The following is a 15,222-nucleotide window of genomic DNA, read 5'->3' on the forward strand; positions in this document are numbered from 1 at the left end:
GCCCAAGACCCCCACCCTCAATCCCTCCCCACAGAGGAGAGGGAAGACCCCAGCGCCACGCTCTTCGTCGTCCTTCTACTCCGCCGCCATCAGCGTGCGGGCCTTTTCCATCTCGCGCAGCGCGCGGCGATACTCGACCGGCATCACCTTGACGAAGCGGGTGCGATAGGTCGCCCAATCGTCCAGCATGGTCTGCGCCAATGTCGAACCCGTATAGTGCAGGTGGTTCTCGATCATCTTGCGCAGGCGCTCCTCGTCATAGCGGCCCATATCGCCGGAGACGTCGATACGGCCCTTGAATTCGAGGTCGCCGCCATGATGGTGCAGGCGCTCCATCAGGTCTTCCTCCTCTTCCACCGGCTCGAGGTCGACCATTGAGAGGTTGCAGCGTTTGGCGAATGTGCCGTCCTCGTCATAGACATAGGCGACGCCGCCGGACATGCCGGCCGCGAAGTTGCGGCCCGTCTGTCCCAGCACCACCACGACGCCGCCGGTCATGTATTCGCAGCCGTGGTCGCCGGTGCCTTCCACCACCGCCGCCGCGCCGGAATTGCGCACGGCGAAGCGCTCGCCCGCCACGCCGCGGAAGTAGCATTCGCCCGAGATGGCGCCGTAGAGCACGGTGTTGCCGACGATGATCGACTTCTCCGGCACGGCGAGAGTATCGGGATTCGGCTTGATGATGATGCGGCCACCCGACAGGCCCTTGCCGACATAGTCGTTGGCCTGGCCCACCAGCGTGAGGTCGACGCCGGCGGCCAGGAACGAGCCGAAGCTCTGCCCGGCGGTACCGGTGAGGTTCACCTTGATGGTCCCATCCGGGAGGCCCTCATAGCCGTAGCGCAGCGCCACCTCGCCCGACAGCATCGCACCGGCGGTGCGGTCGACGTTGGTGATCCTGCCCTCGATCGTGACCTCGCGGCCATAGTCGAGCGCGGGCGCCGCCTCGGCGATGAAGCCGCGGTCGAGCACGGTATCGATCGGATGCTTCTGCTTCTCTTCGTGGCGGATGCCGACATTGGCCGGCACGTCCACCTTGTGGAAGAGCTTGGTGAAATCGAGCCCCCTGGCCTTCCAGTGTTCGATTGCGTCCTGCTTGTCGAGGAGGTCCGAGCGGCCGATCAGTTCGTCCAGCTTGCGGAAGCCGAGCTCGGCCATCAACTCGCGCACTTCCTCCGCCACGAAGAAGAAGTAGTTGATGATGTGCTCCGGCGTACCCTTGAAGCGCTTGCGCAGCACGGGATCCTGCGTCGCCACGCCCACCGGGCAGGTATTGAGGTGGCACTTGCGCATCATGATGCAGCCGGCCGCGATCAGCGGCGCCGTCGAGAAGCCGAACTCGTCCGCACCCAGCAGCGCGCCGATGATGACGTCGCGACCGGTGCGCAGGCCGCCGTCGACCTGAAGGCGAACGCGCGAGCGCAGGCGGTTGAGCACCAGCGTCTGCTGCGTCTCGGCGAGGCCGATCTCCCACGGGCTGCCGGCGTGCTTGATCGAGGTCAGGGGCGAGGCGCCCGTGCCGCCCTCGAAGCCGGAGACGGTGATATGGTCGGCGCGCGCCTTGGCGACGCCGGCGGCGACGGTGCCGACACCGACTTCCGAGACGAGCTTGACCGAGACATCGGCCGCCGGGTTGACGTTCTTCAGGTCGAAGATCAGCTGTGCGAGATCCTCGATCGAATAGATGTCGTGATGGGGCGGCGGCGAGATCAGGCCAACACCCGGAGTGGAATGACGGACCTTGGCGATGACGGCGTCGACCTTGTGGCCGGGCAGTTGTCCGCCTTCGCCGGGCTTGGCGCCCTGCGCGACCTTGATCTGCATCATGTCGGCATTGACGAGATATTCCGCCGTGACACCGAAGCGCCCGGAAGCGACCTGCTTGATGGCCGAGCGCTTGGAGCGCCCGTCCGGCAGGGTCTTGAAGCGCTCGGCTTCCTCGCCGCCCTCGCCCGTGTTCGACTTGCCGCCGATGGCGTTCATGGCGATGGCGAGCGATTCATGCGCCTCGCGCGAGATCGAGCCGAAGGACATCGCGCCGGTGACGAAACGCTTCACCAGATCGCTGGCGGACTCGACATCGGCGAGCGGCACGGGAGCCATGCCGCGCTCCCCTGCCGTCTTGATGCGGAACAGGCCGCGCAGGGTCTGCAGATGGCCGTTCTGCGTGTTGATGACCTGCGCGAATTCGCGATACTTGTCCTGCGCATTGGCGCGCACGGCATGCTGGAGCGTGGCGACGCTGTCGGGCGTCCAGACATGGTCTTCGCCGCGGATGCGATAGGCATATTCGCCGCCGACATCGAGCGCGCTGCGGTAGACCGGCGCATCCGAGAAGGCGTCCTTGTGGCGCAGCACGGCCTCGGCGGCGATCTCGTTGAGACCGACGCCCTCGACCATAGTTGCGGTGCCGAAGAAGAACTCCTCGATGAAGGCCGAAGACAAGCCGACGGCATCGAAGATCTGCGCACCGCAATAGGACTGGTAGGTCGAGATGCCCATCTTGGACATCACCTTCAGAACGCCCTTGCCGATGGACTTGATGTAGCGCTTGACCACCTCGTATTCGTCGACCTCCTCGGGGAAGTCGAGCTGGGCATGCATGGCCGCCAGCGTCTCGAAGGCGAGATAGGGGTTGATCGCCTCCGCGCCATAGCCGGCGAGGCAGCAGAAATGATGGATCTCGCGCGCTTCGCCCGTCTCGACGACGAGCCCTGCTGCCGTGCGCAGGCCGCGGCGGATGAGGTGATGATGCACCGCCGCCGTCGCCAGCAGCGCCGGAATCGGGATGCGATCCGGACCGGTCTGGCGGTCGGAGAGGATGATGATGTTGTAGCCGCCGTGGACGGCCGCCTCCGCGCGCTCGCATAGCCGGTCGAGCGCCCCGCGCATGCCCTCGGCGCCCTGAGTCGCCGGATAGGTCATGTCCAGCGTCTTGGTGTCGAAGCGCTCCTCGACATGGCCGATGCAGCGGATCTTCTCCAGGTCCTCGTTGGTGAGGATGGGCTGGCGCACCTCAAGCCGCTTCTTGCGCGAGGTTCCCTCGAGGTCGAGGATGTTAGGCCGCGGGCCGATGAAGGAAACGAGGCTCATCACCAGTTCCTCGCGGATCGGATCGATCGGCGGGTTGGTGACCTGGGCGAAGTTCTGCTTGAAGTAGGTGTACAGCAGCTTCGACTTGTCGGACAGCGCCGAGATGGGCGTATCCGTGCCCATCGAGCCCACGGCTTCCTGGCCCGTCGTCGCCATGGGCGGCAGCAGGAGCTTGATGTCTTCCTGGGTGTAGCCGAAGGCCTGCTGGCGGTCGAGCAGCGAAACGTCCGTGCGCGAGGCGCGGGCCTCCACCGGCGGCAGTTCCTCCAGCACGATCTGCGTGCGCTTCAGCCATTCGCGATAGGGATTGGCGGTGGCGAGCGACGACTTCATCTCCTGGTCGGAGATGATGCGACCTTCGTCCAGGTCGATCAGCAGCATCTTGCCCGGCTGCAGGCGCCACTTCTCGACGATATCGGCCTCTGGAATCGGCAGCACGCCGAACTCGGATGCCAGCACCACAAGCCCGTCCTTGGTGACGAGGTAGCGCGCCGGGCGCAGGCCGTTGCGGTCGAGCGTGGCGCCGATCTGGCGTCCGTCGGTGAAGACGACGGCAGCCGGCCCGTCCCATGGCTCCATGAGCGCGGCATGGTATTCGTAGAAGGCGCGGCGGTCCTCGGACATGAGCGGGTTGCCCGCCCAGGCCTCGGGGATCAGCATCATCATGGCATGAGCGAGCGAGTAGCCGCCCTGCACCAGGAACTCGAGCGCGTTGTCGAAGCAGGCCGTGTCGGACTGTCCCTCGTAGGAGATGGGCCAGAGCTTGCCGATATCGTTGCCGAACAGCTCGGAATCGACGGAAGCCTGGCGTGCCGCCATCCAGTTGACGTTGCCGCGCAGCGTGTTGATCTCGCCGTTATGGGCAACCATGCGATAGGGATGGGCGAGCGTCCAGCTCGGGAAGGTATTGGTCGAAAAGCGCTGATGCACGAGCGCGATGGCGCTCTGGAAACGCTCGTCCGTCAGATCCTTGAAATAGTCGCCGAGTTGGGTGGCCAGCAGCATGCCCTTGTAGGTGATGGTGCGGCTCGACACCGAGACGGGATAGAAACCCGCGGTCTGCGGCTTGCGCTCGGCATCGTTGTAGATGGTGTTCGAGATCACCTTGCGGATGATGAACAGGCGCCGCTCGAACTCGTCCTGGTCCGGCGTGGCGGCCGAGCGACCGATGAAGGCCTGCATGTGGATCGGCTCGGTGGGCAGCACGCTCTCGCCAAGGCCTGAATTGTCGACCGGCACGGCGCGCCAGCCGAGGAAGACCTCGCCTTCGTCCGCGACCACCTTCTCCACGACGCGCATGGCATGCACGCGGCCTTCCTCGTTCCTGGGCAGGAAGAAGAAGCCGACGGCGTAGTCGCCCGGCTGCGGCAGGGTGAAGCCCAGCGCCTCGCACTCGGCCGCGAAGAAGTCATGCGGGATCTGCACGAGCATGCCGCAGCCGTCGCCCGCCTTCGGATCGGCGCCGACGGCACCGCGATGGTCGAGATTGTGGAGGATCTGAAGGGCCTGGGAGACGATCTTGTGGCTCTTGCGGTTCTTCATGTCGGCGATGAAGCCGACGCCGCAGGAATCCTTCTCGTTGGCCGGATCGTAGGCACCCTGGGCTTGCGGCAGCGCCGGGTCTCGCACGATCAGGCGGTCTTGCGTCACGGCCGCATTGGTTTTCGTCGCGGCTTCGATTGCCGCTGCCGAAACCGTCTGCCGTCCGTGTTCGAAGATCGCGCTCATCGCCTGTCTCCCTTTCTGCCTCAATCACCAATCAAGCATCTAACCGATAACCGCCAGACACTCAGCCGCCCTGATCGCTTGCCCATGCAAATGCCGGGCCGCGACTATGCCGCTTGATTGTCCTTATTGCACTATCGTGTGTCGCTCAGCCGAACGGAAGACCGATCCTCGTTCTTCCTGGCTTCGCGCTATTTCATGTCGCAAGGCCGAACGGAGAAACGGGTCCCCTTTTCCGAGCCTTGCCCCATGCTGCACCGCTTCGCGCTGAAACGCGAGAGGGCAGTTCTTGTCCTACGGCTTGGCCGGGCCTGTGGGCCATCTTCGGCTCGTCCGCGTGCCGCCGGCCTGGACCGAGGCGACATCCATAATGGGACAGCATAGCTGTCCTAATATGGAGGGCTGACATGGCATATTTCTAAGCGGGGGACAAGCACATAAAAGCATCAACACGACTTTTTCTTTCGTCACCGACCCATGAGGCGGCAAGAAACGAAATGTGATCACAGCATGGGGCGACAGAGTGTTCCTGGAAATGGCGACCGGAAGCCCCCGGAACGGGAAATAGGTCGCTGATCAAATCAAATTGGAAAGACCTTCCACCACGAGGCGAAGGCGACATTGCCATGGGCGCCCGCCCATGACTCCATCCGACGATCGAGTCATGTGGCGCGCTTCGTTATTTCGTTCGCGAAACCACATCGTCAGTTGCTCTTTGTCCATTGGATGGGCCGCATCCGCGATATTCGTTACAGTCTCAATGATTTCGGCCTGCGAGACCTCGAGATCGAAGCCGTTGACATGTAGAAATGCCTTGGCGAATGCCGTCCGCTGCCAGCGCTGCTACTGCGACCTCAGCCCCAGCACCCTTCGCACGATGATCGGCAGCGCGATCGCGGCCACGAGCAGCACGCCGAGGATCACATTGATGACGATGCCGGGCACGTTGACCAGGGTAAGCCCGAAGGTGGTCAGGCCCAGGACAAAAACCGCGATCACGACACCGAGGATCGTCCCAGAGCCGCCCGCGATCGACATGCCGCCCAGCACCACCATGGTTACCACCTCGAGTTCCCAGCCAAGGGCGATGTTGGGTCGGGTCGAACCGATGCGGGCGGTGAGCAATGCCGAGGCCAGCCCTGAGAGCAGGCCCGTCAGCACGAAGAGCAGGAAGCGGATCCGGTTGACCGGGATACCCGAAAAGCGCGCGGCCACGGGATTGTTGCCAATGGCGTAGAGCATGCGGCCCCACGGCGTGAGATGCACGACCACGGCGAAGATAACCGCGAGCACGAGGAAGAGGATGAAGGCGAGGTAGAGCGGCGGATCCTGGAAGAGATAGGTCTGGGCCAGATTGGTGTAGGCCTCGGGATAGGTGGTGATGGCCTGGTCTCCCAGGACGACCTGCGCGATGCCGCGGTAGAGCGACATGGTGCCGATGGTCACCACGATCGAGGGCAGGCCGAAGCCAGTGACCAGCCAGCCGTTGAAGGCACCGCAGACGATGCCGACGCCTATGCCGACGGCGATCAAGGCGACGGGGCCGTAATCCGCCTGGGCGGCATAGCCTATCGCCAGAGAGGCGAGCGCGACGATGGCAGCGACCGAGAGGTCGATTTCGCGGGTGAGGATCAGCAGCGCCATGCCGAGGGCGATGATCGCCTTCTCCGAGAAGTTCTGCGTCATGTCGGAGAGGTTGTAGAGATCGAGGAAATAGGGCGAGCCGACGGCATTCACCACGATCACGACGGCGAGGAGAATGCACAGGATCGTTTCCCAGCGCAGCAGCCAGTCGCTCAGGCGCCATGGCGCGCGGTCGAGCACCTGGTAGCGGGTCGATTCGCTCATGAGCGCACTCCCTCCCTGGCGGCGGCGCGGCGCCGCGCCTCGGGCAGGATCAGCTTGCCCTCCTTGCGCTCGGCCCGCGCGTTGACCACCACTGCGGCGAGGATCACTGCGCCGGAAATCGCCATCTGCCAGAAGGGCGAGACATTGATGACCGGCAGTGCATTGACGACGACGCCGAGGAAGAGGGCGCCGAGCAAGGCGCCGGTGACGGACCCGATGCCACCGCCGATGGAGACGCCGCCGATCACGCAGGCCGCGATCACGCTGAGTTCGTAGCCGAGTGCAATCTCGGTATAGGCGATGCCGAAGCGCGCCACCCAGAGATAGCCGCAAAGGCCCGACACGGCGCCCGAGAGGGTAAACACCAGCAACTGCTGCCGGGAGAGGTCGATGCCGCAGTAACGGGCGGCAACGGGATTGCCGCCGACGGCATAGAGCCCCCGCCCGACCGTGGTGAGGCCGAGGAAGACCGCCATCAGGACGGCCACCGCGACAGCGAGCCAGACCAGGCTCGAGATCCCGAGAAAGGTGGCATGCGGAAAGGCCAGGAACGCCGGCGTCATCTTGTCCGAGGAGATCCACTTGCCGCCGGAGACGATGAAGACGAGTCCGCGATAGATCGCGAGCGTGCCCAGCGTCACCACGATCGGGGGAATGCCGACCCAGGCGATGAACACGCCGTTGAGGAAGCCGAAGAAGGTACCGACGGCAATCGCTACCAGGATGACGACGAGGATGGGCATGTCGGGCGCCGCGATCGAGAACAGCGCCGCCACCATGCCGCTCAAGGCGAGGTTTGCCGCCACCGAAAGGTCGATGCCACGGGTGAGGATCACCGTCATCTGTGCGAGGGCGAGCATGGCAAGGATGGCGGTGTCGTCGAACAGGGCGCGGATGGAGTCCCCACTCAGGAAGACCGGCGCGCGTACGCCGATGGCCAGGATCATGCCGATGACGATGAGAGCAAGGATGATCTCGCGGGCGTGACGGCGCCAGATTCCACTCATGTCGACGCTCCCTGCAGCGCGGAGACGACCGTCGTTCCGGCCGGTGAGGACCGTTCTTTCTCGCTCATTCATGGCCTCCCGTGGCGGCGGTGACGATGGCGGCGGCATCCATCTCGGCACGGGCGAACTCCTGCACGATACGCCCCTCATGCATCACCAGGATGCGGTCGGACATGCCCATCACCTCCGGCAGCTCTGAGGAGATCAGCACCACGGCCAATCCCTCGGCGGCGAGGTCCACCATGAAGTCGTGCACGGCCGCCTTCGAGCCGACGTCGATGCCCTTTGTCGGTTCGTCCAGTATGATGACCTTGGGATTGGTGGCGAGCCACTTGGCGATCACGACCTTCTGCTGATTGCCGCCCGACAGCTCCTGCAGCTTCTGGTCCCAGGAGGCCGCCTTCACCGACAGCCGCGTTCCCAGGCGGCGGGTGTCGCTTATTTCGGATCCAAGGCTGAGGAAGCCCGTCCTGGCATGGCGGAACAGGCTCGCCAGGGTGGTGTTCTCGCGCACGCCGAAGGGCAGCACTGCCCCCTGGACCTGGCGGTCCTCAGGCACATAGGCAATCCCGGCGGCGATGGCGTCGGCCGGCGTCCGGATCGAGAGCGGCCGGCCCTGCAGCGCGACCTCGCCGGCGCTAGGCCTGGAAATCCCGAAAACGGCCTGCATCGCCTCCGAGCGGCCGGCACCGACCAGGCCGTAGAGACCCAGGATCTCGCCCTTGCGCAGCGTGAAGGAGATATCGGCGAACTCGGTGGCATTGCTGAGCGACTTCACCTCCAGCGCCACCTCGCCGATCGGTACCTCGCGCTTGGGGAACACCTGGTCGATCGAACGCCCGACCATCAGCCGCACCAGCTGGGGCGGGCTTGCCTCCGAGATGGAGCCTTCGCCGACATGCTCGCCGTCGCGCAGGCAAAGCCAGCGGTCGGCGACGCGGAAGATCTCCTCGAACTTGTGCGAGATGAACAGGATAGCCCGTCCTTCCGCCTTGAGCTGGGCGATGATGCGGAAGAGATCATCGATCTCGCGGGCGGAAAGCGCCGCCGTGGGCTCGTCCATGATCACGATGCGCGCTTCGTGGGAGAGCGCGCGGGCGATCTCGACGAGATGCTTCTGGGCGACACCCAGCGCCTTCAGGGGCTCGGCGGGATCGATGTCGCTGTCGAGGCGCTTGAGCAGTTCCCTTGTCCGGCTGTGCACCGCGCCCCAGTCGACCAGCCCGCCCGCGCCCTTGGGCATATGTCCCATGAAGACGTTCTCCGCCACGGAGAGCTCATCGAACATGATGGTCTCCTGGTGGATGGCAGTGATGCCCGCCGCCCAGGCGTCGCGCGGGCTCGAAAAGCTGACGGCCTGGCCGCCGATGCGGATTTCGCCCTCATCCGGCGTGTAGATGCCGGTGAGAATCTTCACGATGGTGGATTTGCCTGCGCCGTTTTCCCCCAGCAATGCCGTCACCTGGCCCGGATAGAGGGTGAGATGGGCATTGTGCAGGGCTCTCACGCCGGGAAAACGCTTGGAAACGCCAGTCAGGGAGAGGAGCGGTGTATTGGCGGATGAAGGCATGCGATGGTCCGGGTTTCACGGCAATGGAGACGCGACGATTGCCGCTTCCCTCCCCTTTGCGGGGAGGGATCAGGAGTTGGCGATCCCCCCGCGACGGGCTCGCCCCTCCCTTGCCCCTTCACCATCCCTTTCGGAATGGGTCGCAGGGAGAAGGAAGGTCCGAGCGTCGAGTGCTTCGCCCCGAGCCCAGGCACTCGCGCGCGTGCGTCGGCGGTCCCGGCTCAGAAGATCTTCGCGTATTCCTCCACGTTGGACTTGTCGAAGGTGAAGGGCTCGCCCATCACGGCCTCGCCTTCGGCGTCGATCTTGGTCTCGCCCTTCGACCCCATCTTGACGGTGTCGCCGGGAGCGGCCTTCTCGCCGTTGATGATGCCGGCGATGATCTGCGTGGCGCTGTAGCCGTAATCGACCGGATTCCAGATCGCGAAGCTCTCGCACGCGCCTTTCTCCACGGCGTCCTTCATCTCGGAGGGCAGGCCGAGGCCGGTGATGTAGACCTTGCCGACCAGGCCGCCGTCGATGATCGCCTTGGCGCCGGCGCGGATGCCGATGGTGGTCGGCGAGATGACGCCCTTGAGATTGGGATGGGTCTTCACCAGGCCCTGCATCTCGCGGTAGGACTTGTCGTCCTGGTCGTCGCCATACACGATGTCGACCAGCTTGAGCTTGGCATATTCGGGCTTCTTCCACTCTTCCTTCATCGCCGCGATCCAGGAATTCTGGTTCGTCATGGTGGAAGCGGCGGAAAGGATGGCGACTTCGCCCTCGCCCTTCAGCGTCTTGGAGATCATCTGCACCTGCTTGGCACCGATCATCGGGGTCGAGGACGCGGACAGATGCATGATGCGACCGCCCTTGGCGATGGCGCTGTCGAAGGAGATGACCTTGATGCCGCGTTGTGCCGCCTTCTTGCCCACGGGCACGAGCGCGTTGGCGTCATTGGCCGAAACGATGATGCCGTCGACCTTCTGCGCGATGAGCGCGTCGATCACGGCGATCTGGTCCTCGGCGGTCGCCTTGGTCGGGGCGGTGTAGATGATGTCGAAGCCGCCGATCTCCTTGGCGGCCTTCTGCGCGCCGTCGCGGCAGGCATCGAAATAGGAATTGCCGAGGTTCTTCACCACCAGCGCAATGCGCTTGTTGGCGGCGAAGGCAGGCGTGGTGGCGCCGAGCGGCAGGGCGCCGGCAAGCAGCGAACCGCCCAGGATCCTCAAAGCGCCGCGACGCGACTGATTCTCGAACATGTCGTCTCCTCCAGGAAATCGCCGGCTTTTTGCCGGTCGGTTGGACTATGCGTGCATGAGGCAGCGATTCCCGCCGAGTCCCCCCATGCCGATGCGCCATTCATGCCTGCCTCCACGCCGAATGCAAGGGGCGGCTTGAATTTGTCTGATCAATTATGAGGCATCATCTTGCATCGATCCGTATGCCGGTCTTCAGAGACCGGCGCCTTCCTGCAGCCGGCTTGCTTCGAGCCCTATCCTGGCAGCGCCGCGCGCCAGGCGGCCTTGTAGCGTTCCAGCCCGGCGACGTCGCGATAGGCCTCCGCCTGGTGCAGCGGCTCGCGATCCGGCATGGTCGGCCAGGTTGCCAGCAGCGAAGTGCCGTAGGCGGTGCCGCCGCTGTCGACGCTGCACAGCACGGCCTGGCGGGGACGCAGGGCTGCAAGGAGGCTGCAATAGACGGCATTGGCGGCAAAGCTGCCCTCGATCAGCAGCGGGCCGTCATCGGCTCCCAGGGCCTCGAGCAGATAGTCGGTGAGCAGGACGCAATAGAGGCTGGCAAGGCCGGCACGCATGCCCGACCCTTCCGGCAGCCCGCCCCGTATCTCGGAGGGATGTGCGGGAAACGGGCCGCCATTGGGGACGAAGCTCGGCAGGGCCAGGACGCCGGCCGCCATCACCGCGGCGGCATCGGCTTCGGTGCACCCAGGAGCGGCCCCGTCGAGGATCACGCCATATTCGCGGCCGCCCATGAACTTGGCGGCCGGTACCGGGCGCGCCTCGACATCGGCATAGGCCTGCATGTCGCGCGCCGGATCGAGCCGGCCGGGGTCCGCGCCCATCGCCATGATCACCGCCCAGGTGCCCGAGGAGACCAGCGTGAAGGGGGGCGCGAAGGAAATGAGATGCGGCAGGATGGAGCCGTTGGAATCGTGGATTCCGGCCCGCACCCGAACGGTCTCCGGCAACCCCGTTTCGGCCCGGACCGCAGCCAGCAGCGGCCCGATCACCTCATACGACTTGACGAAGGGCGGAAAGAGATGCGCCCAGCCCCGCCGCTCCACGAGCGAGGACAGACGCCGTTCCTGCATGGCCCAGAGGTCCGAGTGGCCGCCTATGCCCGTCACCTCGCCGCGGACGATGCCCGTGAGGCGCCAGGTGAAGTACTGCGAATAGGGAACGATATGCCGCACCTTGGCAAAACCCTCGGGGCAGCGCGTTTCCTGGTAGAAGATCTGGCGGCCTGAGTTCAGTCCGGCCGACATCGGCGGTGACAATGTCTCGGCAAAGGGCGGCCGGAACGGCGCATATTCGGCCTCGATCGCATCGACACCTTCGAATTCATAGTCCATCACCGGCAATGCGAGGCCATCCTCGCCTATCAACGCCATGGCGGCGCCATGGGTAGTGACGGCGATATCGCCGATGGCGTGCTCGGCTCCCGCCGCACGCAGGCCGTCGAGGAAGAACCGCCAGATCGCCTCGACGTCGGCATGGGGATAGGGCGGGCCGGGCAGCGCCCGGTTGGGCATCGAGGCCTGCCAGACAATGGCGGCGCCTTCGAACAGGACCAGCTTCACATTGGTCTTGCCGACATCAAGTACGGCGGTAGCGGGCATGACGACCTCGAACGTTCCTCGCTCCCGGACGGGAGGGTCGGCCGCCGAGGGCCGGACCGAATTGCTTGTTGGCGCAATTCATTTCCGACGGCATGGGGAGCGTCAAGGCGGCAAGCCGCCATGCGCGAAGTTGAGCGGTATAAGGAGCCTCGTCCCCGGTGCATGGGCATCCTGCCCATGCCCTCGGGCTGTTCGGCCCTCAGTACACGTCCACGAATTTCGAGAAGTTCTTCCCGTCGACCACGACGGGCTGCAATGTGGCGACGCCCCCTTCCGCGATGGTGATCTGACCCAGGCGGCCGGCGCCGAGCGTGCTGCCGACGTCGGGGGTCAGCGTGTTCCTGGCGAGCGCCGCGGCGATCTCCACCGCGCCATAGCCCAGGTCGACCGGGTTCACGGAGGCGAAGCACTCCACGACCTGCGCCGCCATTGCCGCCTTCAGCTGCGAGGGACGGCCGAAGCCGGTGACGAACACCTTGCCCGCCAAACCCCTGTCGGCGATACACTGCGCCGCGCCCACCAGAGCGGCCGCGTTGAAGACCAGGATGCCCTTGAGATCGGGATGATCGGCGAGGAGCCCCTCGGCCGCAGCGTAGCCGGCCTTCTCGCTTTCGTTGCCGAATATAGTGGCGGTCAGCTTGAGCTTGCCATAGGCCGGCTTCAACCATTCCTGCACGGTGTTGGAGAGCAGCGCCTGCCCGTCCGGTCCGGAACGTCCCCCTGCGAGAATGGCGATATCGCCGCCGTCCTTCACGTCCTCGGCCAGCATGCCCATGAAGGCGGTGGCCTTGCCGCGGCTGCTGACGGCATCGAGATGGACGAGGCGCGTGGCCTGCGGAAGCGGCTGGTCGAAGGAAATGATCTTCATGCCCCGGGCCATGGCGCGCCGGCACACCGGACCGAGCACAGCGGCATCCACCGGCACGATGGCGATGACGTCGACCTGCTGCTTCACCAGCCCGTTGAACAGCAGGATCTGGTCGCGCGCGGTGCGCTTGTCGGGGGCGGCGACCACGATGTCGACGGCGCCGATCTGGCCGGCTGCCTCCTGCGCGCCATCGGCGCAGGCCTTGTAGAAGGGATCGTCCTTCACCGGCAGGAGAACCGCCAGGCGCAGATTTCCCGGCGTGGCCGGCACCACCGGCGTCGGATCGGGCGCCGGCTTGGGCTTCGGAGCGGCGAAGGCAGCAGGCGCGGATGCGACGAGCCCCAGACCGGCGAGCAGAGTCGCGATCTGGCGGCGGGTGTACGTGTCGGTCATGGGAACTCCGTCGGTGCGGCCCGAATCAGATGGCCGGCGTCATCACAACACATGCCATCATCTTTGCAATCAGGCGGTTACCAAGGGAGCATCTCAGCGGGAATCGCGCGGATGTGATCGGAACGGATGCGGCGGCGGCCCCTGCTGCGATGGGAAAACGAGACCCGCCGGAGAGGAGGCCGGCGGCAGGCAACCGTCGCCGGCATCTCTCACGCCATCAGTTCGCGTGCCTGCCGCCCGGCCGCCTGCAGGAGCTCGTAGACCTTGAACTTGGCATCGTGGAAGGCCTTCATTCCCGCCTCGTTCGGTGCATAGGTCGCCCCAAGCGCGGACATGCCGCTCATGGCCTCGGACAGCGTCGGATAAGCCTTGCCGGCAACGGCGCCAAGCATGGCGGAGCCGAGCAGGACGGGCTCCGGCGTCTCGGCCACGGCGACCTCCAGGCCCGTGGCGTCGGCGATGACCTGGCGCACCAGCGGGCTCTGGGCGGCGCCGCCGCTGACGATGATCTGCTGCAGGGCGATTCCCTGTGCCGCCATCGCTTCGACGATCTGCCGGGCGCCGTAGGCAAGACCGCACAGGCCCGCCAGATAGAGTTTCACGAGACTGTCGAGATCGTCCTCGAGATCGAGGCCGGCGATGACGGCCCTGGCATGGGGATCGGCATGCGGGGCGCGGTTGCCGAGAAATTCGGGCACGACATGAATGTCGCGCGCGAGGGTGACGTCGCCGGCGACATTGGCGTGCGCCTCCAGCCAGGCCAGCAAAGGACGGTTGGCGGCATTGGCCTTGTCCAGCGCCTGCGCATAGGCGGGATGAAGAGTGAGGAGGTGATCGAGCGCGGCGCCGGCGGCCGATTGTCCGCCCTCGTTCAGCCACAGCCCCGGCACCATGGCGGAGAAGTAGGGCCCCCACACCCCCGGCACGAAGGCCGGTTCCCTGGTACTCGCCATGGTACAGGCCGAGGTTCCGAAGACGTAGGCCATGCGGCCGGTGACGTCCGCCGGCTGACCGTCCTTGCCTGCCGCCCCGACGGTTCCGATGCCCCCGGAATGGGCATCGATCAGCGAAGCGCCGACGGGAATGCCGGCCACGAGGCCGAGATCGGCAGCGGCCCGGGCGGTCAGTCCGGAAGCGAGCGGCGTACCGACATCGACGATCCTGTCGCCGATTCGCCTGAACCCTTCGTCGGCAAGGACGCCGAGCCCGATCTTGTGAAAATAGCCCGTGTCCCAGCGCTTCTCATGGGCAAGGTAGGTCCATTTGCAGGTCACGGTGCAGGCCGAGCGATCGAAGCTCCCGGTGGCGCGCCAGCTCAGATAATCCGGCAGGTCGAAGAAGGCTCCCGCCGCGGCGAAGATCTCCGGCTTGTGCTCCTTGAGCCAGAGCAGCTTGGGCGTCTCCATCTCCGGCGAGATCACGCCGCCGACATACCGCAGCACCGCTTCGCCCGTGTCATTGATGCGCTTGGTCTGGTCCAGCGCGCGATGGTCCATCCAGACGATCACGTTGCGGCTCGGATCCTCCGACGGGCCAACCGAGAGCGGCCTGCCCTCCTTGTCCACCACCACGAGCGAGCAGGTTGCGTCGAAGCCGATTCCCGCGACGACCGCGGGAGCGATCGCGGCTTCGGCCATGGCTGCCTTCACGGCCGTGCAGATGGATTGCCAGATGTTCTCGGAGGACTGCTCGACGATGTCGCCCGGCTCGTGCCAGATCGTGATGGCCTGCCTGGCGGAGCCCCTCAGGACCCCCTTGATATCGAACACACCCGCACGCGCCGACCCCGTGCCGACATCGATACCAATGAAGAACTGATCGGCCATTGTTCCGCCTTCTCCCTGATTCCACGCTTGAAACTGCTTCGCGCCAGCTT

At 65.3% G+C, this 15,222-nt stretch carries 8 protein-coding genes; all 8 read right to left on the minus strand.

The window, feature by feature from the left end; all coding sequences use genetic code 11:
- Positions 1-75: 75 nt before the first annotated feature.
- Complete coding sequence (gene gltB, locus AC6H34_RS08305; protein ID WP_497538467.1) at positions 76-4,821, minus strand: glutamate synthase large subunit; 4,746 nt, start codon at positions 4,819-4,821, stop codon at positions 76-78.
- An 840-nt stretch (positions 4,822-5,661) separates the two neighbouring features.
- Positions 5,662-6,666 (minus strand): ABC transporter permease, encoded by a 1,005-nt coding sequence (locus tag AC6H34_RS08310; protein WP_497538468.1) that lies wholly within the window; start codon positions 6,664-6,666, stop codon positions 5,662-5,664.
- Positions 6,663-7,673 carry an ABC transporter permease gene (locus AC6H34_RS08315; protein ID WP_448150425.1) on the minus strand — a complete coding sequence of 337 codons (1,011 nt, stop codon included), beginning with the start codon at positions 7,671-7,673 and terminating at the stop codon, positions 6,663-6,665. The genes AC6H34_RS08310 and AC6H34_RS08315 overlap by 4 nt, the downstream gene beginning before the upstream one ends.
- 64 nt (positions 7,674-7,737) lie before the next feature.
- Complete coding sequence (locus AC6H34_RS08320) at positions 7,738-9,243, minus strand: sugar ABC transporter ATP-binding protein (RefSeq protein WP_497538469.1); 1,506 nt, start codon at positions 9,241-9,243, stop codon at positions 7,738-7,740.
- 221 nt (positions 9,244-9,464) lie between these two features.
- Positions 9,465-10,457, minus strand: a complete 993-nt coding sequence (gene rhaS / locus AC6H34_RS08325) for a rhamnose ABC transporter substrate-binding protein (RefSeq protein ID WP_497539859.1) — start codon at positions 10,455-10,457, stop codon at positions 9,465-9,467.
- 263 nt (positions 10,458-10,720) lie between these two features.
- Entirely contained in the window at positions 10,721-12,085 is a 1,365-nt protein-coding gene (locus AC6H34_RS08330) for an FGGY-family carbohydrate kinase (protein ID WP_497538470.1), read from the minus strand.
- 199 nt (positions 12,086-12,284) lie between these two features.
- Entirely contained in the window at positions 12,285-13,346 is a 1,062-nt protein-coding gene (locus AC6H34_RS08335; protein WP_497538471.1) for a substrate-binding domain-containing protein, read from the minus strand.
- 209 nt (positions 13,347-13,555) lie between these two features.
- Positions 13,556-15,172, minus strand: coding sequence for an FGGY-family carbohydrate kinase (locus AC6H34_RS08340; protein ID WP_497538472.1), 1,617 nt, complete (start codon positions 15,170-15,172; stop codon positions 13,556-13,558).
- Positions 15,173-15,222 lie beyond the last annotated feature (50 nt).

The organism is Labrys sp. ALF-8 (assembly GCF_059699065.1).